This window comes from Ruegeria sp. E1 (assembly GCF_056534225.1).
Map to the genome: position 1 here is coordinate 76,728 of NZ_JBQFPE010000001.1, position 20,187 is coordinate 96,914.

Annotated in this window: 25 protein-coding genes; 17 read left to right on the forward strand and 8 right to left on the reverse strand. The window is 58.8% G+C overall.

Annotation, left to right across the window (positions count from 1 at the left end):
* Nucleotides 1–20: 20 nt before the first annotated feature.
* From yajC to ACR0FG_RS00395, 10 genes are all read left to right on the forward strand, one after another.
* Nucleotides 21–308, forward strand: coding sequence for a preprotein translocase subunit YajC (yajC, locus tag ACR0FG_RS00350; protein ID WP_170713637.1), 288 nt, complete (start codon nt 21–23; stop codon nt 306–308).
* Nucleotides 309–341: 33 nt separating this feature from the next.
* Nucleotides 342–2,006, forward strand: a complete 1,665-nt coding sequence (secD, locus tag ACR0FG_RS00355; RefSeq protein ID WP_480889014.1) for a protein translocase subunit SecD — start codon at nt 342–344, stop codon at nt 2,004–2,006.
* A gap of 1 nt (nt 2,007) precedes the next feature.
* Nucleotides 2,008–2,976 (forward strand): protein translocase subunit SecF, encoded by a 969-nt coding sequence (secF, locus tag ACR0FG_RS00360; RefSeq protein ID WP_480889016.1) that lies wholly within the window; start codon nt 2,008–2,010, stop codon nt 2,974–2,976.
* On the forward strand, nt 2,969–3,715 hold the full coding sequence (locus tag ACR0FG_RS00365) for a TSUP family transporter (RefSeq protein WP_480889018.1): 747 nt from the start codon (nt 2,969–2,971) through the stop codon (nt 3,713–3,715). The genes secF and ACR0FG_RS00365 overlap by 8 nt, the downstream gene beginning before the upstream one ends.
* A 9-nt stretch (nt 3,716–3,724) precedes the next feature.
* On the forward strand, nt 3,725–4,078 hold the full coding sequence (locus tag ACR0FG_RS00370) for an Mth938-like domain-containing protein (RefSeq protein WP_170713647.1): 354 nt from the start codon (nt 3,725–3,727) through the stop codon (nt 4,076–4,078).
* A 179-nt stretch (nt 4,079–4,257) separates the two neighbouring features.
* Nucleotides 4,258–4,872, forward strand: a complete 615-nt coding sequence (gene ccmA / locus ACR0FG_RS00375; RefSeq protein WP_170713648.1) for a heme ABC exporter ATP-binding protein CcmA — start codon at nt 4,258–4,260, stop codon at nt 4,870–4,872.
* On the forward strand, nt 4,869–5,525 hold the full coding sequence (ccmB, locus tag ACR0FG_RS00380) for a heme exporter protein CcmB (protein ID WP_480889020.1): 657 nt from the start codon (nt 4,869–4,871) through the stop codon (nt 5,523–5,525). Before ccmA ends, ccmB begins: the two co-directional genes overlap by 4 nt.
* A 61-nt stretch (nt 5,526–5,586) precedes the next feature.
* On the forward strand, nt 5,587–6,360 hold the full coding sequence (locus tag ACR0FG_RS00385; RefSeq protein WP_480889022.1) for a heme ABC transporter permease: 774 nt from the start codon (nt 5,587–5,589) through the stop codon (nt 6,358–6,360).
* Nucleotides 6,357–6,515, forward strand: coding sequence for a heme exporter protein CcmD (gene ccmD, locus ACR0FG_RS00390; protein ID WP_480889023.1), 159 nt, complete (start codon nt 6,357–6,359; stop codon nt 6,513–6,515). The genes ACR0FG_RS00385 and ccmD overlap by 4 nt, the downstream gene beginning before the upstream one ends.
* On the forward strand, nt 6,508–7,047 hold the full coding sequence (locus tag ACR0FG_RS00395) for a DsbE family thiol:disulfide interchange protein (protein WP_480889025.1): 540 nt from the start codon (nt 6,508–6,510) through the stop codon (nt 7,045–7,047). The genes ccmD and ACR0FG_RS00395 overlap by 8 nt, the downstream gene beginning before the upstream one ends.
* A 24-nt stretch (nt 7,048–7,071) precedes the next feature.
* Here ACR0FG_RS00395 and ACR0FG_RS00400 read toward each other — a convergent pair whose 3' ends face one another.
* The gene (locus ACR0FG_RS00400; protein ID WP_480889027.1) at nt 7,072–7,773 is read right to left on the reverse strand and encodes an SDR family NAD(P)-dependent oxidoreductase; all 702 of its coding nucleotides are present in this window, start codon (nt 7,771–7,773) and stop codon (nt 7,072–7,074) included.
* A 143-nt stretch (nt 7,774–7,916) separates the two neighbouring features.
* Nucleotides 7,917–10,607, reverse strand: a complete 2,691-nt coding sequence (gene acnA, locus ACR0FG_RS00405) for an aconitate hydratase AcnA (protein WP_480889029.1) — start codon at nt 10,605–10,607, stop codon at nt 7,917–7,919.
* 225 nt (nt 10,608–10,832) lie between these two features.
* Between acnA and ACR0FG_RS00410 the strand changes: the two genes are divergently transcribed.
* On the forward strand, nt 10,833–11,531 hold the full coding sequence (locus ACR0FG_RS00410; RefSeq protein ID WP_480889031.1) for a DUF1223 domain-containing protein: 699 nt from the start codon (nt 10,833–10,835) through the stop codon (nt 11,529–11,531).
* Here the strand turns inward: ACR0FG_RS00410 and ACR0FG_RS00415 are convergent, their stop codons facing one another.
* From ACR0FG_RS00415 to purB, 5 genes are all read right to left on the reverse strand, one after another.
* Nucleotides 11,532–12,455, reverse strand: coding sequence for a lysophospholipid acyltransferase family protein (locus tag ACR0FG_RS00415; protein WP_480889032.1), 924 nt, complete (start codon nt 12,453–12,455; stop codon nt 11,532–11,534).
* A gap of 97 nt (nt 12,456–12,552) precedes the next feature.
* Complete coding sequence (locus tag ACR0FG_RS00420; RefSeq protein WP_480889534.1) at nt 12,553–13,614, reverse strand: flagellar motor switch protein FliG; 1,062 nt, start codon at nt 13,612–13,614, stop codon at nt 12,553–12,555.
* 98 nt (nt 13,615–13,712) lie between these two features.
* Nucleotides 13,713–14,252, reverse strand: coding sequence for a tetratricopeptide repeat protein (locus ACR0FG_RS00425; RefSeq protein ID WP_170713666.1), 540 nt, complete (start codon nt 14,250–14,252; stop codon nt 13,713–13,715).
* A 104-nt stretch (nt 14,253–14,356) separates the two neighbouring features.
* Nucleotides 14,357–14,509, reverse strand: a complete 153-nt coding sequence (locus tag ACR0FG_RS00430; RefSeq protein WP_170713667.1) for a carbohydrate-binding module family 14 protein — start codon at nt 14,507–14,509, stop codon at nt 14,357–14,359.
* 124 nt (nt 14,510–14,633) lie between these two features.
* Entirely contained in the window at nt 14,634–15,938 is a 1,305-nt protein-coding gene (gene purB / locus ACR0FG_RS00435; RefSeq protein WP_480889033.1) for an adenylosuccinate lyase, read from the reverse strand.
* Nucleotides 15,939–16,027: 89 nt separating this feature from the next.
* Between purB and ACR0FG_RS00440 the strand changes: the two genes are divergently transcribed.
* From ACR0FG_RS00440 to ACR0FG_RS00460, 5 genes are all read left to right on the forward strand, one after another.
* The gene (locus ACR0FG_RS00440; protein WP_480889035.1) at nt 16,028–16,360 is read left to right on the forward strand and encodes a hypothetical protein; all 333 of its coding nucleotides are present in this window, start codon (nt 16,028–16,030) and stop codon (nt 16,358–16,360) included.
* Nucleotides 16,357–16,779, forward strand: coding sequence for a DUF6314 family protein (locus ACR0FG_RS00445; RefSeq protein WP_480889037.1), 423 nt, complete (start codon nt 16,357–16,359; stop codon nt 16,777–16,779). The genes ACR0FG_RS00440 and ACR0FG_RS00445 overlap by 4 nt, the downstream gene beginning before the upstream one ends.
* A 78-nt stretch (nt 16,780–16,857) precedes the next feature.
* Nucleotides 16,858–17,445: a biotin transporter BioY gene (locus tag ACR0FG_RS00450; RefSeq protein ID WP_170713675.1), complete on the forward strand. Its 588-nt coding sequence runs from the start codon at nt 16,858–16,860 to the stop codon at nt 17,443–17,445.
* Nucleotides 17,446–17,587: 142 nt separating this feature from the next.
* On the forward strand, nt 17,588–18,148 hold the full coding sequence (locus ACR0FG_RS00455; protein WP_480889039.1) for a hypothetical protein: 561 nt from the start codon (nt 17,588–17,590) through the stop codon (nt 18,146–18,148).
* Between the two features lie 11 nt (nt 18,149–18,159).
* Nucleotides 18,160–18,498, forward strand: a complete 339-nt coding sequence (locus tag ACR0FG_RS00460) for a hypothetical protein (RefSeq protein WP_170713680.1) — start codon at nt 18,160–18,162, stop codon at nt 18,496–18,498.
* On the opposite strand, the gene ACR0FG_RS00465 is transcribed toward ACR0FG_RS00460, so the two are convergent.
* Nucleotides 18,495–19,715, reverse strand: coding sequence for a bifunctional alpha/beta hydrolase/OsmC family protein (locus ACR0FG_RS00465; protein WP_480889042.1), 1,221 nt, complete (start codon nt 19,713–19,715; stop codon nt 18,495–18,497). The two genes, ACR0FG_RS00460 and ACR0FG_RS00465, sit on opposite strands and share 4 nt — an antisense overlap.
* A 272-nt stretch (nt 19,716–19,987) precedes the next feature.
* Between ACR0FG_RS00465 and ACR0FG_RS00470 the strand changes: the two genes are divergently transcribed.
* Nucleotides 19,988–20,182, forward strand: a complete 195-nt coding sequence (locus ACR0FG_RS00470; RefSeq protein ID WP_480889044.1) for a hypothetical protein — start codon at nt 19,988–19,990, stop codon at nt 20,180–20,182.
* Nucleotides 20,183–20,187 lie beyond the last annotated feature (5 nt).

Sequence of the window (20,187 nt, forward strand, 5' to 3'; positions counted from 1 at the left end):
TCTGAACAAAGGAATATCCCATGGAAGGTGGCGCAATCGCCCAGTTTCTCCCGCTGATCCTGATCTTCGGCATCATGTATTTTCTGCTGATCCGTCCGCAGCAGAAGAAGATGAAAGAGCATCAGGCCATGGTCGAGGCCGTCCGTCGCGGCGATCAGGTCGTCACGCAAGGCGGGCTGATCGGCAAGGTGGCAAAGGTCAAGGAAGGCGAGAACGAGATCGAGGTCGAGCTCGCCGATGGTGTCAAGGTTCGCGTGGTCAAATCGACCATCGCACAGGTGCTGAACAAGACCGAGCCGGCGAAGTAACTTCGCGCGACAATTCCTTGAAAAGGCAGGGTAATGCTGCAAATTGATACCTGGAAGCGGGTTCTGATCTGGTCGGTCTGTGTGATCGGCCTGATCCTTGCCCTGCCGAATGCGTTTTATACTCGGGTCGAGCAATCGAACGACGCCAAGGCCGCCATCGAGCTTGGCATCGACACGCCCGAGATGCAGGCCGAGGCGGCGCAATGGCCAAACTGGATGCCATCGTCTCTGGTCAATCTGGGACTTGATCTTCGTGGGGGTGCGCATCTGTTGGCCGAAGTTAAGGTCGAAGATGTCTACGAATCCCGGATGGAGGCGATGTGGCCCGAAATCCGTGACGCCCTGCGCGATGAGCGCGCAACCGTGGGCACGATCCGCAAACAACAATCTGCACCGGATGAGATTCGCGTCCGCATCAGCCAGCCCGATGGAATGCCCCGCGCGCTGGAGGTTGTGCGCGGACTGGCTCGTCAGATCCAGACCCTGACCGGCGCTGGCGCGACAGATATCGAAGCACGCGCCGATGGTGTTGACACAATTGTTGTGCAACTGTCTGAGGCAGAGAAACTCGCCTCGAACGACCGCACCGTGCGTCAGGCGTTGGAGATCATCCGCCGTCGTATCGATGAGGTCGGCACGCGCGAGCCCACCATACAACGGCAGGGCGCGGATCGTATCCTGATTCAGGTGCCTGGCATCGGCAGCGCCGGAGAGTTGAAGGAAATTATCGGCACAACCGCTCAGTTGACGTTTAACCCGGTTATCGGGCGCGGAACCGATCCGGATGCCGTACCGCGACCCGGTGAAAAGATTGTGCCTTCGATCGACGAAGAAGGTTTCTATTACACAATCGATTCCGCGCCTGTTGTCACCGGCGAGGAATTGGTCGACGCACAGCCGTCCTTCGATCAGAACGGCCGCCCTGCGGTCAGCTTCCGGTTCAACACCTCGGGCGCGCGAAAGTTTGGCGACTATACGCTGGAACACATCGGCGAGCCCTTCGCCATCATTCTGGATGACGAGGTGATTTCGGCCCCCGTGATCCAAAGCCATATCCCCGGTGGTTCCGGCATCATCACCGGTAACTTTACCGTAGAGGAAAGCACCAATCTGGCTGTTCTGCTGCGTGCAGGCGCTTTGCCCGCAGGGTTGGAATTCCTCGAAGAACGCACAATCGGCCCGGAACTGGGGCAGGACAGTATCGATGCCGGCAAGGTGGCCACCATCGTGGCCTTTGTCGCTGTGCTGGCCTTCATGGCGCTCAGCTATGGCTTGTTCGGCCTGTTCGCGAACATTGCGCTGATCATCAACGTGGGTCTGCTGTTTGGCCTGCTGTCCCTGATTGGGGCAACTCTGACCTTGCCGGGCATTGCCGGTATCGTTCTGACGGTGGGTATGGCCGTGGACGCCAACGTTCTGATCTTTGAGCGTATCCGCGAGGAACTGAAATCCGCCAAAGGTCCTGCGAGGGCGATCGAACTTGGATATGAAAAGGCGCTGTCAGCCATTCTGGACGCGAACGTGACGACGTTCATCACCGCCGTAATCCTGTTTGCCATGGGCAGCGGGCCGGTGCGCGGATTCGCGATTACTCTGGGTCTTGGTATTCTGACTTCGGTCTTCACGGCGATCTTCGTGACCCGCCTGATGATCGTCATCTGGTTCGAACGCCGTCGTCCGAAAATGATCGAGGTTTGACATGAGACTGAAACTCGTACCGCAAAACACCTCGTTCGATTTCTTCAGCCGCTGGAAGATCTGGCTGGGTATCTCGGGCCTGATGATGGTGATCGCCTTTACATCTTTCCTGTTGCAGGGGCTGAACTTCGGCATCGACTTCCGCGGCGGGACCACGATCCGGACCCAAAGCGCACAAGAGATCGATGTGGGTGCCTACCGCGATGCCATCGCACCGCTGGAATTGGGCGATGTGACAATCACGCAGATTTTCGATCCGACTTTTGGTGAAGACGAAAACGTCGCGATGATTCGTATCCAGGCGCAGGCAGATGCCGAGGCCGTTTCTGCTGCTACGGTGACTGCGGTCGAAGAGGCGCTGCAGTCGGTTGTGCCTGATATCGAGTTCGTTTCCGTCGAATCCGTCGGCCCCAAAGTATCGGGCGAGTTGATCCAGACTGCAGTCATCGCGGTCATGCTCGCGATCGGAGCGGTGCTGGTCTACATCTGGCTGCGGTTCGAATGGCAGTTTGCGTTGGGGGCAGTGGCTGCGTTGGTGCATGACGTGATCCTGACCATCGGCATCTTCTCGGAACTGCAGATCCGATTTGATCTGGCGATCATCGCGGCCCTGCTGACCATCGTGGGCTATTCGCTGAACGACACAGTGGTTGTCTTTGACCGTGTTCGCGAGAACCTGCGCAAGTACAAGAAAAAAGACCTCAAAGAGGTTCTGAACATCTCGATCAACGAAACGCTCAGCCGGACGGTTATGACCTCGGTCACTACGCTGTTGGCGCTGATCTCGCTTTATGTGCTGGGCGGCGACGTGATCCGGGGCTTTGTCTTTGCGATGATCTGGGGCGTAATCGTGGGGACCTATTCATCGGTCTTTGTCGCCTCGACCATCCTGCTGTGGCTGGGGGTCAAGCGTGATTGGTCGAAACCGTCGAATACAGCGGGCAACCAGTTCGCAAACATAGATGCCTGATATTCTCGGCCAGTCCCCTGCGGGGCTGGCCACTATCATTTTTGCAGCGTTTCTCGGCGGGGTAGTGCGCGGCTTCTCCGGATTTGGCACCGCACTTGTCTTTCTGCCCCTTGCCACACCTCATCTTGGTCCGTTCGGAGCATTGATCGCGCTGACGATCATGGACATCTTGGGCCCGATCCCGAACCTGCGTCGCGCGTGGGGTGCCGTAGATAAGCGCGACCTGGTGCGACTGCTGATCGGCTGCGCAGCGGTTCTGCCCGCAGGCCTGTGGCTGTTGACGCAGGTTGCGCCAGACGTGTTCCGCTATGCCGTCAGCATTCTGGCTCTGCTTATGTTGGCGATCCTGGTCCTCGGGCTTCGCTATCAGGGTCACGTCCGGCGCGCGATGGTCTGGGCCATCGGTGGCGCCGCGGGGTTTTTGGGCGGCGTTGCCGGACTGCCGGGGCCTGCAGTAATCCTGTTCTACATGTCCCGCCCACTGCCGGTCGAGGTGATCCGGGCGACAATCCTTCTGTTCCTGTTCGGTTTCGACTTCCTTTTGCTCGGATACCTCACAGGAATGTCCCGCGTCACAGCCGAGACCGTCGGGGTTGGTCTGTTCCTGGCTCTTCCGAACCTGTTGGGTAACGGGTTGGGCGGTCGGCTGTTTAACCCGGATCAAGAGCGGCTCTATCGAGGAATGGCCTATGCAGTGATCGCACTTGCTGCCTTGTTCGGCCTGCCAGTTTGGGGCTAGAAAGCATCCATGCGCCTGAATGAGATCACCTACAACAACGCGACCCCGGTCGATGGGTACGGCCCGGGCTTTTTCCGTATCGGTGGCCATGTGCATGAAGGGGCAACCCTGACCAGTCCGGCTGGCACCACAGGGTGGGGCGGATTTGCGGACCCTGCGCCACTGCTGGAGCTGTCCGAACATATTGACGTTGCACTGATCGGAACCGGTGCCGAGCTGACACATATCCCGAAAGACCTGCGCGACTCGTTGGAAGGTGCAGGAATCGGCGTGGAAATCATGAACTCTCCTGCCGCGTGCCGAACCTATAATGTCCTGCTCGCCGAAGGCCGCCGCATCGCACTGGCCGTGATCCCGGTCTGATCCGCCCCTTCATCTGTCCAAAAAAATCCCGGGGAGCCGCCATTGGTGCGCCATTGGTTCGAGCGCCAATGGCGGCGGGGCTGGCCCCTTGCTCCTGCCATGGCCACATCCACGACGGAAAACCCCCTGCGGCAATTCCATCCTTTTGCCCCTGACCGCAATGGGATAAGCGGAACGTCATGACATTGACCGTGACCGATCTTACCGTCACCCGCGGGGGTATTCCCGTGCTTGAAGGGCTTAACTTTGCCTTGCCACCGGGAAAGGCGCTGATCCTGCGCGGGCCAAACGGGATCGGCAAGACGACGTTGCTGCGCACGCTTGCAGGGCTTCAGCCGTCCTTGTCCGGCAGGATCGAAGGGGCTGCCGACCGTATCGCTTATGCCGCACATTCCGACGGTCTGAAACCAACCCTGACCGTGACCGAAAATCTGACCTTCTGGGCCTCTGTGTTCGGCACAATTGATATACGGCCTGCGCTGGACGCCTTTGATCTAAAGGACCTTGCAGACCGGCACGCGGGAAATCTCTCTGCCGGACAGAAACGCCGACTGGGTCTAGCGCGGATGCTGGTAACGGGCCGCCCGATCTGGATGTTGGATGAACCAACCGTATCGCTGGATCGCAACGCAGTGCAGATGTTTGCCTCAGCCGTTCAGGCGCATCTGGGGCAGGGCGGTTCGGCACTGATCGCCACACATATCGATCTTGGTCTTGAAGCAGAGATACTGGACGTTGGCCGCAACAAAGCCAAACCCAAGCCCCTTGACGATTTTGACGGAGGCTTCCTGTGATCGCCCTGTTGTCGCGCGACCTGAAACTGTCAATCCGCGCAGGCGGCGGATTTGGCCTTGGGCTGGCCTTCTTTCTGATCGTGACAGTTCTGGTCCCGTTCTCGGTGGGACCGCAATCGTCGCTGCTATCGACAATCGCGCCGGGTATTCTGTGGCTGGGGGCGTTGCTGGCCTGCCTGTTGTCGCTGGACCGCATCCTTGCTCTGGATTGGGAGGACGGGTCGCTGGACCTGCTGGCCACCGCTCCCCTACCGCTGGAATCGGTGGTGACGATTAAGGCGCTGGCGCATTGGCTCACCACGGGTTTGCCTCTGGTGCTGGCGGCCCCTGTTCTGGGCGTGTTGCTGAACCTTCCAGTGCCGGGTTTTACATGGCTCGTGGTTTCACTGCTACTTGGCACTCCGGCACTCAGCGTCATTGGCACCTTTGGTGCGGCGCTGACTGTTGGCCTGAAACGTGGCGGACTGCTGATGTCGCTTCTGGTGCTGCCGCTCTATGTGCCGACGCTGATCTTCGGGGCCGAGGTGGCTCGGCGCGGTGCAACCGGGATGGAAACCCAGACGCCGCTACTGATGCTGGCCGGGATCACGTTTGCAACCATCGCACTGCTGCCCTTTGCCAGCGCGGCGGTTTTGCGGATCAATCTGCGGTGAAGCGCCACAAGTTTGATCAAGGTCAATTGAGAACAAGGCAGAGTCGGACTAGATAGGGCCCATGACCATCGCAGCCAAAGCCAACGCCCTCTGGGAATATGCCAACCCGCGCAAGTTTCTTGCGACCAGCGAACGCGTGCTGCCGTTCTTTTGGACAACGGCGCTGACCTGCATTGTTGTCGGGCTGGTCTGGGGCTTCTTTTTCACGCCGGATGACTACAAGCAGGGCTCGACCGTCAAGATCATTTACCTGCATGTGCCTGCAGCGCTGATGGCGATCAATTGCTGGCTGATGATGCTGGCAACCTCGCTGGTCTGGCTGGTGCGCCGTCACCATGTCAGCGCATTGGCCGCACGGGCGGCGGCCCCGGTCGGTATCGTCATGACGCTGATCGCGCTGGCGACCGGAGCCATCTGGGGCCAGCCGATGTGGGGCACTTGGTGGGCCTGGGACCCGCGCCTGACTTCGTTCCTGCTGCTGTTTCTGTTCTATCTGGGTTATGTCGCCCTGTGGGAAGCTTTCGATGATCCCGATACGGCGGCCGACCTGACCTCGATCCTGTGCCTTGTAGGCTCGGTCTTTGCGATCCTCAGCCGCTACGCAGTGAACTTCTGGAATCAGGGTTTGCATCAGGGCGCATCGGTCATGCGCGCGGGTGCCATCACCGGCACGGATACCGAGGAAAAGGTCAGCAACGTCTTTTTCTACCCGCTGCTTTTGTGCATCATCGGCTTCGTGTTGTTGTTCATCGCGCTGGTTCTGTACCGGACGGGAACAGAAATCCGCGCACGCCGGATCAAGGCGTTGCAGGCGCGGGAAAGGGTGAACTCATGATACCCGATCTGGGAAAATACTCCGATACGGTCCTGTCAGCCTATGGTGCGTCCATCGCTCTGCTTGTCGCCCTGATCGTCGTTAGCATTCTGCGCGGGCGTAAGGTTCGCGCCGAGATGGAAAGTATTGAACAAAGGATGCGCCGCGATGGCTAAGATCTCTCCTCTGATGATCGCCCCGCCGCTGATCTTCGGTGCATTTGCTGTCCTGGCCGGGATCGGAATGTTCCGCGACGATCCCGATGCCCTGCCATCCGCGCGCGAAGGCCAACCCGCACCGCCCGTTGTCCTGACCGAATTCCCGGGCAAAGGCCTGTTCGACGACGCAACCCTGCGCGATGGTGAGGTCAAGCTGGTCAACTACTGGGCCAGCTGGTGTGCACCATGCCGCGCCGAACATCCCAACCTCGAAGCACTGTCGGATGAGGGGATTCCGGTCTACGGCATCAATTACAAAGACAAGCTGGACAATGCCGAGGCTTTTCTGATCGAACTTGGCGACCCTTACAAAGCCATCGGGCGCGATGAACAGGGCCGTATGGCGCTGGACTGGGGGCTTTATGGCGTGCCCGAGACATATGTTGTCGACGGCAAGGGCAAGATCATCCTGCGTTTTGCTGGGCCGATCACCCAACGTGTAATCGAAAGCACGATCCGGCCCGCATTGGAAAAGGCCGCAGGCGGCTAGACGCTTTGCTGCGTGGGCTTGTCGCTATAGCCGGTATCCACCGGTCACGCCCAGAATCTCCCCTGTAACAAAGCCTGATTCTTCGGACGCAAGAAACCGTACTACCTTTGCGATGTCCTCAGGCGTGCCAGCCCGCCCAAGGGCGGTCTCTTCGACAAACAGCGCGGTCAGATCATCCGGGCGCGGGGCTTCGGGAATGTTGATTGCGCCGGGGGCAACCGCATTCACGCGGATGCCTTGCGGCCCCAGCTCTTTGGCCATCGCGCGGGTCCACAGGTTCAGCGCCGCCTTGCTGGCCCCGTAAGTCGCAGCATCGCGGGGCGGCAGTGTCGCGTTCATTGACGAAATATTGACGATGGATGCACCGGGCTGCAAATGGGGCAGGGCAGCGCTCAGCAGGGCCATGGGCGCAAGCAGGTTAAGGTCAAGAATGGCGCGGTGATCGTCGGGCTCAAACGCCTCCTTCGGGGTCGAACGGACAAGACCTGCGTTGTTCACGATCACATCCAGCCGCCCAAACCGCTCAATCACCTGCGCAATCACCGCCGCTGGCTGACCCGGCAAAGCCAAATCAGAACGGACCGCCAGAACCTCGCTGGTCAAAAGCTCGGGCGCGGGTTCAGTGGACAGCCAGGTAAACGCCACCCGATGATCGCGCATCAGGTCTTCGACAATGGCCCGCCCGATCCCGCGCGCGCCGCCTGTTACCAATGCCACCTTGTCCATGCTACCTCCTGCGCATACCAGACCCGGAAAGCGGCACGAATACAACTTCTTCTGTTCAAAAATACCTCGGAGCGCGAGGCAGAGCCTCGCAAAAAGAAAGGACGCCCTCAGGCGTCCTCTCCGAACTCTCAAGTGGCGAAAACTCAGCCCGCTTTGGCCAGATTCCGCAGAACATAATGCAGCACGCCGCCGTTCTCTATGTATTCGATCTCGGGCGCGGTATCGATGCGGCACTTCAGGGTGATGGTCTTCTCGGTCCCGTCACCATAGACGATTGTGCAGGGAACCTCCTGCAGCGGCTCAATCGTATCCAACCCGTGGATCGAGACGGTCTCATCCCCCGTCAAACCCAATGACTTGCGGGTGTCGCCGCCGGTGAACTCGAACGGGATCACGCCCATGCCAACCAGATTGGACCGGTGGATACGCTCAAAACTTTCGGCGATGACTGCCTTGACGCCCAGCAGTGCGGTCCCCTTGGCTGCCCAGTCACGCGACGAGCCGGCGCCATACTGTTCGCCACCAAAGACGACCAGCGGGGTGCCTTGTTCCTGATAGGCCATCGACGCCTCATAGACCGAAGTCTGCGCGCCATCGGGGCCTTTGGTATAGCCACCCTCGACACCATCCAGCATCTCGTTCTTGACACGAATGTTGGCAAAGGTGCCGCGCATCATGATCTCATGGTTGCCACGGCGGGAGCCATACGAGTTGAACTCGCGCGGTTGCACCTGACGGTCGACCAAATACTTGCCAGCCGGAGTGGTTGTCGCAAACGAGCCTGCGGGCGAGATATGGTCGGTTGTGATCATATCGCCCAGGATCAGCAGAACCTTGGCACCGTCGATATTCGAGATCGTGCCTGGCTCGGGGCTCATCCCCTGGAAATAAGGCGGGTTCTGGATGTATGTCGAAGTCGGAGGCCAATCATAGGTTTCCTGCTGCGGAACATCGACGCTCTGCCATTTCTCATCGCCTTTGAAGACGTCTGCATATTTCGATTGGAATGCCTCGCGGGTCACTGTCTGTTCGACCAGTTCGGCAACTTCCTGCGTCGAAGGCCAGATGTCCTTCATGTAGACATCGTTGCCGTCCTTGTCCTGACCGATCGGTTCCGAAGTCAGGTCGATATCCAGTGTCCCGGCCAGCGCATAGACGACGACCAGCGGTGGCGAGGCCAGATAGTTCGCACGTACATCCGGCGAGATGCGGCCTTCGAAGTTGCGGTTACCCGACAGAACCGAGGTGGCAACCAGGTCGCCCTCGGCAATCGCTTCGGACAGCTCGGCCTGAATGGGCCCCGAGTTACCGATGCAGGTGGTGCAGCCATAACCCACAAGGTTGAATCCAACCTTATCCAGATCTTCCTGCAAGCCAGCAGCTTCCAAGTAGGCGCTCACAACTTGGCTTCCCGGCGCCAGCGAGGTCTTGACCCACGGCTTTCGGTTCAGACCCAAAGCAGCCGCTTTGCGTGCCACCAGACCCGCCCCGATCATCACATAGGGGTTCGACGTGTTGGTGCAGGACGTGATCGAGGCGATCACAACCTTGCCCGATTCCATGGTGTAATCTTCGCCTTTGACGGCGACTTCTTTGCCCATGGGACGTTTGAAGGTCTCTTCCATCTCTTTGGTGAAAGCGGCCTTGGCGTCTGTCAGCGCAACATAGTCCTGCGGGCGTTTCGGACCCGAGATCGCAGGAACGATGGTGCCCATATCCAGCGACAGGGTGTCGGTGTAGATCGGTGCATAATCCGCGTCGCGCCAGAATCCGTTTTCTTTCGCGTAGGCCTCGACCAGCGCGATACGATCTTCGTCGCGTCCGGTATTGCGCATGTAGCGCAGCGTCTCGCCGTCGATCGGGAAAAAGCCGCAGGTCGCGCCATATTCAGGGGCCATGTTGGCGATGGTTGCCCGATCGGCCAGTGGTAGACGATCCAGACCTTCGCCGTAGAATTCGACGAATTTGCCCACAACACCCTTTTCGCGCAGCATTTCAACGACTTTCAGCACCAGATCGGTGCCGGTGGTACCTTCGACCAGCGCGCCGGTCAGCTCAAAGCCGACAACCTCGGGGATCAGCATCGAGATCGGCTGCCCCAGCATTGCGGCCTCGGCCTCGATCCCGCCAACGCCCCAGCCCAGAACGGCCATGCCGTTGACCATGGTGGTGTGGCTGTCGGTGCCGACCAGCGTATCGGGGTAGGCGACTTCGTTGCCGTCCTGATCGGTATCGGTCCAGACGGTCTGGGCCAGATATTCCAGGTTCACCTGATGGCAGATGCCAGTTCCGGGGGGCACAACGCGGAAGTTGTTGAACGCGTTCTGGCCCCATTTCAGGAACTGGTAACGCTCCATGTTGCGTTCATACTCGCGATCCACGTTCATCTGGAACGCGCGCGGGTTGCCAAATTCGTCAATCATGACCGAGTGGTCGATGACCAGATCAACCGGGTTCAGCGGGTTGATCTTCTGCGCGTCGCCGCCCAGACCCTTGATCCCGTCGCGCATCGCAGCGAGGTCAACAACCGCCGGAACACCGGTGAAATCCTGCATCAACACGCGGGCAGGGCGGTAGGCGATTTCACGGGGGTTCTTGCCGCCATTGGCACCCCATTCACCGAAGGCCTTGATGTCATCGACCGAGACGGAAAACCCGTCATCCTCGAACCGCAGCATGTTTTCCAACACGACTTTCAATGCGGCAGGGAGCTTTGAAAAATCGCCCAGACCGGCCTCTTGCGCGGCGGGGATCGAGTAATAGGAAATGGATTTGCCATTCACGCTCAGGCTGCGGCGTGTCTTGGCGGTATCCTGTCCGACTTTGATGGGCATCTGTGGCCTCCCTCTCAAATGACGTGGAATATGGGATTCGCTGATGGGTATCTGCATGACGTTGGCCCTCGGTTCAAGGTCCAATAGGCTACCTGCGGCAATTTTTGTATACCATTGCACACATTTTTGCGAAATTTCGCTCGTACGCTCTCAAGAAACCTTGATTGGTGGTTTACGTGATTCCGGTTTAGACCTTTCGAACGCTCACACAGACCGAGAAAATTCATGCTCAGATCCGCCGCCCTGACCGCGCTTGCCTCACTTCTCCTGACCACCGCCACGGCTAAGGCTGACCCGGTTGTGGTCGAGCTGTTCACCTCGCAGGGGTGTTCTTCATGTCCACCGGCGGATCGGATCATGGAACAGCTGGCACAGCGCGAGGATGTGATTGGCCTGGCACTGCATGTGGATTACTGGGACTACATCGGCTGGAAAGACGAATACGCCAAGCCCGGTCACACCCTGCGCCAACGTGCCTACGCGCGCGAAGGCGGGCGCACCATGATTTACACGCCGCAGATGGTGGTGAATGGCCAGCAGGATGTCGTGGGGGCCAAGGCGGGCGAGTTGGATCGTCTGATCACGGCCCATCTGACCGCCGCGCCTGAGGCCGAGGTTACAGCGACGCGCGCCGGCGATGACGTGATGGTCGAGGTTGCCCCGGTGGAACTGCCGAAGGGCACGACTTATGATGTGCGCATCGTGCAATATTCACCGATGCGGCACGCTTCTATCCGGCGCGGAGAGCTTGCGGGGCACGAGTTGGACTATGCCAACGTGGTCGAAAGCTGGCAGGTTGCGGGGCAGTGGGACGGCGTTGCGCCTCAGGCCTTTACCACATCTGTGGACCTTGACTTGCCTGCCGTGGTGCTGATCCAGCGCGTTGGCCACGGGCCGATTGTGGCCGCCGCGCGGGTCAAGTGATCAGGGCATATCCTGCGGCTGAACGCCCAGACCCTTCCACGCTTTCCAGCGGCGGTGGATCCAGAACCATTGCCCCATATGTTTGCGCACCATCGCCTCAAGATCATCATTGGTGAACTGGGTCATGGTGCTGGGGTCGGTGTGGGGAACAGGGTCGTGCAGAACGATTTCAAAATCGATGCCGTTGGGTTGACGCACCGCATAACACGGGATCATGACAGCCTTGTATTTGATCGCCAGTTCTGCATTCAGAACTGATGTGACGGCCGGTTTGCCAAAAAATGTCAGCTCTTCGCCACCCATTGCGTGCAGATCGGACACGATGGCAATGATGCCGCCCTTTTTCAGGGTGCGCACCATCTCGACCATGCCCCGGCGGCCCTGTTCGAACATGGGCGATCCGGTCTTGTAGAACGCCTCAACATACATGTCGTTGAAATACGGATTTGCCATCCGGCGATAGAGACATCCGATGGGTTTGCCACCGCGCGCCTGCAGGGCAATGCGGGCCGCCAGATAGTGGCCGAAATGAGCGGTGATCATCATAACCGGCTTCCCTTCGGCGACCGCCTGATCAAAGGCAGCCACACCCGGGCCTGAAATACTGGCTGTGCTTTGTCGCTCGATGAAACCCTCGGGTGAGAAATGTTCCATGATGGCGCGGCCTGCATTGTCGGGAACCGCCTTGCAGATGCGTTTGACCTCGTCCTCGGGCAGGTCGGGGCGGGTGAGTTTCAGATTGCGGCGAACGCGGGTGCGAAACCCGACCAGAGGGGCCAGCCAGCGCACGATCCGGCCCATGGTTGCGATGCGCGTCTCGTAGGGCAAAAGACGCATCCCGCCGATAACCCCTGTCAGGAACAGATTGGCGACGTAATATTTTCCAAGCTCGAAACGGCTTAGCTTGGATTTTGCTGCTGGCATGGGGGGCTCATCGAATACTATGATCTGAAGCGCCAGACATACTATCGTGCCAGAACGATCTCAAGTACCTGTGAGATTGCCGGGCGCGTCTGTGATGCTAGGTGGCGTTCTCTTCCTCTTGCTCGACCAGCGTAATGGCACCCTCGTCCAACAAGGTCCGAATGGCCCCGACGATAGCCGACATGGCGTCTTCTGCCTCGGCTTGTTTTACTTTTCCGCGTTCGGTCATTTCCTCGCGCAGATTGTCAGCCATGCGCGACGACATGTTCGACAAGATGAACTCTGCTGCTGCCTGATCTTCGTTTGCAGTCGCCCCTGCCAGCGCACTGATCAGCACCGGTTGCTCGACCCCCCGCAGGACCGCGGGAACATCCCGGGGCAGGATTCGCGCCGGGATATGCGCAAAGGTAAAGATCGATTGCCGGACAACAGTGGCAAAATCGGCGTCTTCCTCTTCAAGCGCGGACAAAAGACCATCCCGCGTGGTCGAGGCTGACTGATTCAGGATCGCACCCACCCGCGCGCCGGGGGCGTCATCAAAGGCGGGAACCGGGCGTTGATCCAACTGGCCTGCAAGGGACCAGCCGATGCGTTCCACGGCTTCGGGCGTGACATTTGCGGTTTTTGACACTGCATAGGTAATGCGCCGCGCGACAGGACCGGGCAGGTGGCCAAGTAATTGCGCGGCCTTCGCGGTGTCCAACTTTGACAGCATGACCGCCGCAACTTCGGTGCTTTCGGCCTGCGCCATCTCGGCCAGGTCTTCGGCGGGCACCTCGCGCAGGCGCTCCCACGGGTCGCCCACCTGACGGACCCCGGCCACCTTGCGTAGGCGGGCGGCAGTTGTAGGGGCAATCTTGCCGTTTACGGCGTCCAATGCCCCCGCCAGCCCATGTGGAAAGGATAGTCCCACACTGTCCAGCGCATCGGCAAACTCGGCTGCCACGGCGGCCAGAGTTGCGCGATCAACCAGCCCCATACGCCCTAGTTGATGGGTTAGCTTTTCCTGCAGGGGGTCGGGCAGTTCCTCAAGTGGGATATCGGCCCCTTGGTTCAAAAGCAGCCGCACGATCACGGCTGCCTTTTCCTTGTTGTTCAGCGTCCGAGGGACGACGCGCGTATCTTCGTGCGGTTCCGGTTCCCGCGCGCCGGGCGTCATCTGTACCAGTGCTTGTGTGTCCTGCATCTGCTTGCGTTGCCCAAAAATTACGTCGCAAAGCAGAGTGTAAGGAGAGACGGGTAAAGAAACCCTGAAACTCAGTAACTATAAGTCAGCCCGGTCCGGATGGCCTCGCGCAGGGATGCCTCGGCCCAGGTTCCTTCACCGCCACGGGCTTTGATCTCGCGCCATTGCTCGATCGCCAGATCAGTCTTGCCTTCGGCGACAAAGCCCTGACCCATATAGCTGCGGGCAAGAATGTTGTCGGGGTTGGCGGCGATGGCCTGTTCATAGAACAGGTTGGCCAGCTCAAGCTTGCCCATTTTGCGGTAGGTAAAACCCCAATAGGTTTTTACGCGGTCGTCATCCTGGTCCATAATGCGCAGGATTCCTTGCGCATTCTCAAATTGCCCGTCATAGGCAAGTTCGCGTACGGCGTCATATAGCTGATCTTCGGTGAAATTTGATCTGTTTGGCTTGACGCAGCGGCCCGCAGCCTCGTCATAGACGCGCCCGAACAGACATTTTTTAGTGGTATTTGTCGGCTTGGGCGGGTTGCTGTCACCACCGGCGGCGTGAACCGCAGGGGCAAAGGCAAATGCCTGAAATGCAATTGCAGAAGCTAATACGAGACGCATAATCCAACTCCGTTTTCTGGGCTGCTGTCTGAAACAATAGCGTGGTCTTCAGAAAAGCTAACAACCTGTCAGTCGCATTTATTCACGAGTAGGAGAAATTTTCGTCAGCTATTGACCAATTTCACGCAGGTTTGAGCGTCACTGTCCCAGATCGTGCCTTCGGCACAGGATTGTTTCTGGGCCGAATGGCCCGTACAGGCCAGACCAGCCGACGCGGCGACGGTCAGGGCAATGCTGCAGATCAGGGTGCGGATCATGGCGTCTCTCCTTTGCGGAAAATGCAGCGCCATCATAGCGCACATTGCCCTTTCAGGCAAAAGAACAAGGCCCGGACGGCGGAAACCGTCCGGGCCTTTGCAAAGCTGTTTGAAATTTCAGGCGTTATTCGCCAAATACCCGCGCAAAGATCGTATCGACATGCTTGGTGTGATAGCCAAGGTCGAACTTTTCTTCGATCTCTGCGGGGCTGAGGGCGGCGGTGACATCCGCGTCTGCCAGCAGCTCTTCCTTGAAATCGGTGCGGTGCTCCCAAACCTTCAACGCATTGCGCTGAACCATGGCATAGGCATCTTCACGGCTGACACCTGCTTGGGTCAGTGCCAGAAGCACCCGTTGGCTCATCACAAGACCGGGGAACTTGTTCATGTTCTCCATCATGTTTTCGGGGAAGATCAGCATTTTGTCGATCACGCCGGTCAGGCGCGCCAAAGCAAAATCAAGCGTAATCGTTGCATCAGGCCCGATCATACGTTCAACCGAGGAATGCGAGATATCGCGTTCATGCCAAAGCGCCACGTTTTCCATCGCCGGAATCACAGCCGCGCGGACCATGCGCGCCAAACCGGTCAGGTTCTCGGTCAGCACAGGGTTTTTCTTGTGCGGCATGGCAGATGAGCCCTTTTGGCCCATCGAGAAGAACTCGGCCCCTTCCAGCACCTCGGTCCGCTGCATGTGGCGGATTTCGATTGCGATGTTTTCAATGCTGCTGGCGATGACGCCGAGGGTTGCAAAGAAGGCGGCGTGACGGTCGCGGGGGATGACCTGAGTGCTGATCGGCTCGGGCACGAGGCCCAGCTTGTCGCAGACATGCTCTTCAACCGCCGGGTCGATATTGGCGAAGGTGCCAACCGCACCGCTGATCGCTCCGGTCGCGATTTCCGCACGGGCGTCGCGCATACGCGACAGGTTGCGGTCCATCTCGGCATAGAACCGGGCAAAGGTCAGGCCCATTGTGGTGGGTTCGGCATGGATGCCGTGGCTGCGACCGATGCGGACGGTGTCTTTGTGTTCGATGGCGCGGCGCTTCAGGGCAGCCAGAAGACTTTCGAGGTCGGCAATCAGCAGATCGGCGGCGCGGGTCAGTTGTACGTTCAGGCAGGTGTCCAGAACATCCGAACTGGTCATGCCCTGATGCACGAACCGCGCCTCTTCGCTGCCGACATGCTCGGCCAGATGGGTCAGAAAGGCGATGACATCGTGCTTGGTAACGGCCTCGATCTCGTCAATGCGGGCGACGTCAAACTCCACATCCTTGGCTTTCCACACGGCCTCGGCGTTTTCGCGCGGGATCACGCCCAGATCGGCCATGGCGTCGCAGGCGTGCGCCTCGATCTCGAACCAGATGCGGAACTTGCTCTCGGGTGACCAGATGGCGACCATATCGGGGCGGGAATAACGTGGAATCATTGGCGGCAGCACCTTATTGTGATTTGGCAGGAGGCGTTGCGGCGCGGTTTAAACCCGCCTTGCCACAGGAACAAGATACGAGTGCGCAGATGAGACGGTTTGCCCTGATTTTAGCCCTTTGGCCCGCATTGGCAGGCGCTACCGAGTTCTGGCCGCTGACCGGAGATCAGATTGTATCCACGCTTTCAGGGCGGACACTCAGCTATGGCGAAGGCGTAACGCAAAGCTTTGATGCAAGCGGGGTAACGCATTATTTTTCGGGGCGGCCCAGCACCGGACGCTGGGCTGTGCGAGCGGATAGGTATTGTTCGATCTGGCCGCCGTCAGAGCTTTGGGCTTGCTATGATGTTTTACAAAGCGGTGTGATCATTCGATTCATTGACGACAAGGGCGAGATCACGGACGGATATCTTCCCCAATGACCGCTCCGAATGATTTGTCAGAATTCGAAGGTCGCTGGGCCCTGACACGTACTATCCGCGACGCACGGGCGGGCCAGGTCGTGCAAGCGGACGGAGTGGCTTGCCTGCACCGCGCTGACGACGGGTTGATTTATGACGAAGAGGTCACGCTGCGCATTCCCGGCCAGGCCGAAATGAAGGGCACCCGACGCTATCTGTGGCGCAAGGACGGCGACGGGGTGGCGGTTTTTTTCGACGACGGTCGGTACTTTCACCGGCTCAAGCTGGGGTCGAGCCAAGCCACAGACCACCATGATTGCGCCCCTGACAGCTATGACGCACTCTATGATTTCTCGAACTGGCCGCGTTGGAACGTGCGCTGGATCGTGTCTGGCCCGCGAAAGTCTTACGAAATGGACACGCAATATGTACTGCGATAGCGCAATCACCTTGCAGTGATCGCCCGGAAGAGGCATTGCTGTTGCAGAATTCCGATCCGAATTGGGGAGAAGTGAAAAATGAATACAAATGTTCTGGCCGGTGCAATCGGCCCGCGCGAGGGGACAGCGCTGCGCGTCAAACAGGTTGTTCTGGTCGCTCTGGGTATTCTCGCACTGGCTGTTGCCGCCAAGATCAAGGTTCCGATGTGGCCGGTTCCGATCACGATGGGCACCTTTGCGGTTCTGACCATTGGTACGGCCTATGGTGCGCGACTGGGTTTGATCACCATGTTTGGCTACCTGCTGATTGGTGCGCTGGGCTTTGACGTGTTTGCAAACTCGTCGGCTGAAAAGTTCGGCCTGACCTATATGATGGGTGGCACTGGTGGCTACTTGGTCGGCTATCTGCTGGCGACTGTGTTGCTTGGTGCTTTGGCTGCGCGCGGCTGGGATCGCTCGGTTGGCAAGCTGGCATTGGCACTTGTCCTGGCAAATGTCGTAATTTACGTGCCGGGCCTGCTGTGGCTGGGCCAGCTCTATGGTTGGGATCAGCCTATCCTGCAATGGGGTCTGACACCGTTCCTGATCGGTGATGTGATCAAGCTGGCGCTGGCCGCGTTGTTGATTCCCGCGATCTGGAAGATGGTCGGCAACGCCCGCACCTGACTTCCACCGCGAAAGCATAATCACAAACCCGCGCTCGGTTAACCCGAGCGCGGGTTTTTTCTTTCCAAACCAACGCAGTGCTGGACAAAGTGACCTGTCAGGGTTCAATCTGATGGCAATGAAACCATCAGGTTATTGAGATATGCGCGTTTTTACTTCGAAGGCGATTTCCTTGTGCGCCGCAACTTGGTTATGTGGGTTGACACCCGCGGCGGCGGACACTCCGGTCACTTACACGGATGATGGCCAGGCTCTGTTCCAATTTGTCGTTCCTGATTTCTGGGCTCTTCGTGTTGGCGGTGCCCGGGAAATCGAAGATACCAATCTTGGCGACAGCCGCGCTGTCGCACGGGTTATGGGGTTGCGTCCGGTGACGGACGATACCGTCTGGATGGGATTTGTTTCGCCACAGGGCGTGGCCACCATCGATGACGGTATTCAGTACCTGCGCGATATTGACAAGTTCCTGGTCAAGGACGCCAAAGTGACCGGGGATGAGCGACGTTCGATCGGTGGACTGCCCGCGCAGGTTTACAAAGGATCCGGTCGCAGGGATGGGCGCGGCGTGAACTTCACGGCGACGGTGATCGATCTTCCTCGGGGCCGCGTTGCTGTGGCGGTGGCGGTTCTGCGCGACGACGCTGACCCGGCCTATGTCGAAGATCTGAATGCGGTTTTTGATTCATTTCGGGCGATACGGTGAGGGCGAGTACGATGGCTAAGACGTTTCTGAAACGGTCATTGCTGGCGCTGGGGCTTGGCGGCGCTGCCTTTACCATGTCTGCCTGTGACGGCGTTACAGTGGGTGTCGGATATGGGTATGATCCATTTTACGACTCGATGCTGTGGAACGACTATTACCACGACGTCGATGTAGACATTGATGTGGATCGGCCAGATCGACCGGACAGACCAGATCGCCCGGACCGGCCAGTCAGACCAGACCGACCCAAACCACCGGTATCGAAACCGCCGTCAAGGCCGCGCCCACCAGTGGCACGTCCCCCGGCTGCACGGCCACCGATCCACCGTCCGTCCCCGCGCCGTCGCTAGGTCGGGGGCAAAAGCTCGGTCGTGATATGGGCCGACCCTTCCAGAGTTCGGTGAACGGGGCATTTGTCGGCAATTTCCAATAGCTTGGCGCGCTGTTCGTCAGATAGCGGGCCATCCAACCTGATCTTGCGGCGGAACTGGTCCACTTTGCCCTCGCTCGCCAATCCAGCGTCCTGTGCGTGCACCTTGTCGTGACATACGTCGACGATGACCCCCGAAAGTGGCCACTTTTTGCGGCGCGCATACATGCGGATCGTCATCGAGGTGCAGGCCCCAAGCCCCGAGGCGACAAAACCATAGGGTGACATGCCCCGGTCTGTCCCGCCATACGAAACAGGCTCATCCGCAACCGCGTGATGCTTGGGACCTGACTGAATATCCTGCAGAAAACCACTCGGGTCTGCCTCGGTCACACGAACAACGCCTTCGGGTGCACCTGGGGGCGGGGCAGGTGGGCACAGTTTGACATAGCGCGACACCCAGGCCGCGATGACATCAGCGGCATATTCCGCATCAGAGGCGCGTGTGATCAGGTGATCTGCATCATCCAGTGTCACAAAGCTTTTGGGGTGTTTGGCGGCCAAAAAGATCGTGCTGGCGTTTTCGATGCTGACCGTTTCATCGCGCGGCGCGTGCAGTATCAAAAGTGCGGCTTTCAAGTCCGCAATGGCCGGTGTCAGGGCCGTTTCCGAGATGTCATCGACAAAGGCTTTGCCAATCCGGAACGGACGCCCGCCCAATGTGACCTCGGCCTCGCCATCCTGCTGGATCTTTGGCAATGCCTCTTCAAAATGGTGCGATACATGGCCCGGATCTGCCGGAGCACCCAAGGTTACAACAGCCTTAACCGATGGAATTCCCGCGCGTGCCCGCAGAACTGCGGCTCCACCTAAAGAGTGCCCAATCAGCAGCGTCGGCACCATGTTCCGCCCTGCAAGATAATGCGCAGCTGCGATCAGGTCTTCGACATTCGAAGAAAAGGTGGTGTTCGCAAACTCTCCATCCGAATGACCGAGGCCTGTAAAGTCGAACCGCAAAACAGCGATTCCCATCGCAGCAAGCCGTGCTGAAATCCGCCGTGCCGCCGGGATGTCCTTGGAACAGGTGAAGCAGTGGGCAAACAAGGCCGTCGCCAGAACCGGTCCATCCGGCAGATCAAGCCGCGCGGCCAGTTTGCCGCCGTCATGGCCGGGAAAAGTGATGCGTTCGGTGGGCATTGGGGTTCCTTCGGCTGTTCGGGTCCGCCCAATATTGTGGTGATCCAACAGGCGTCTCAACCCATGTGTCACGAGCGTCACGGGAAGGTGAGCTATCGGGACAGTATACGACCTTTTCTGGCGCGTGTTTTGTCGATCCTTTGCTGTGATCACTGTGGCTTTCCAAGATAGATCAAAAAATGTGATGATATACCTAAAATATATTCGCTTTCATTAAGTTATAAACGCCACCACAATGCCGGTGTAACAGAAACTTCTGCAAGGAGAGTTCAATGGCTCATGCTTACACCGCCCCCCGTGCATCTGCGACCGTCCCGGCCGTTCTGGCCGCGCTGGCAATAGCGGCGGCGGTCGGATTCACCCTTGGCCAAAGCTGGCCGGTCGAAAAAGGCCCAGCCGTATCAACTCCTCAGCCTTTGGAAAAGGATTGGCACGGCAATGTCAGACGGTCCCACTGGACGAAGTGATGAGG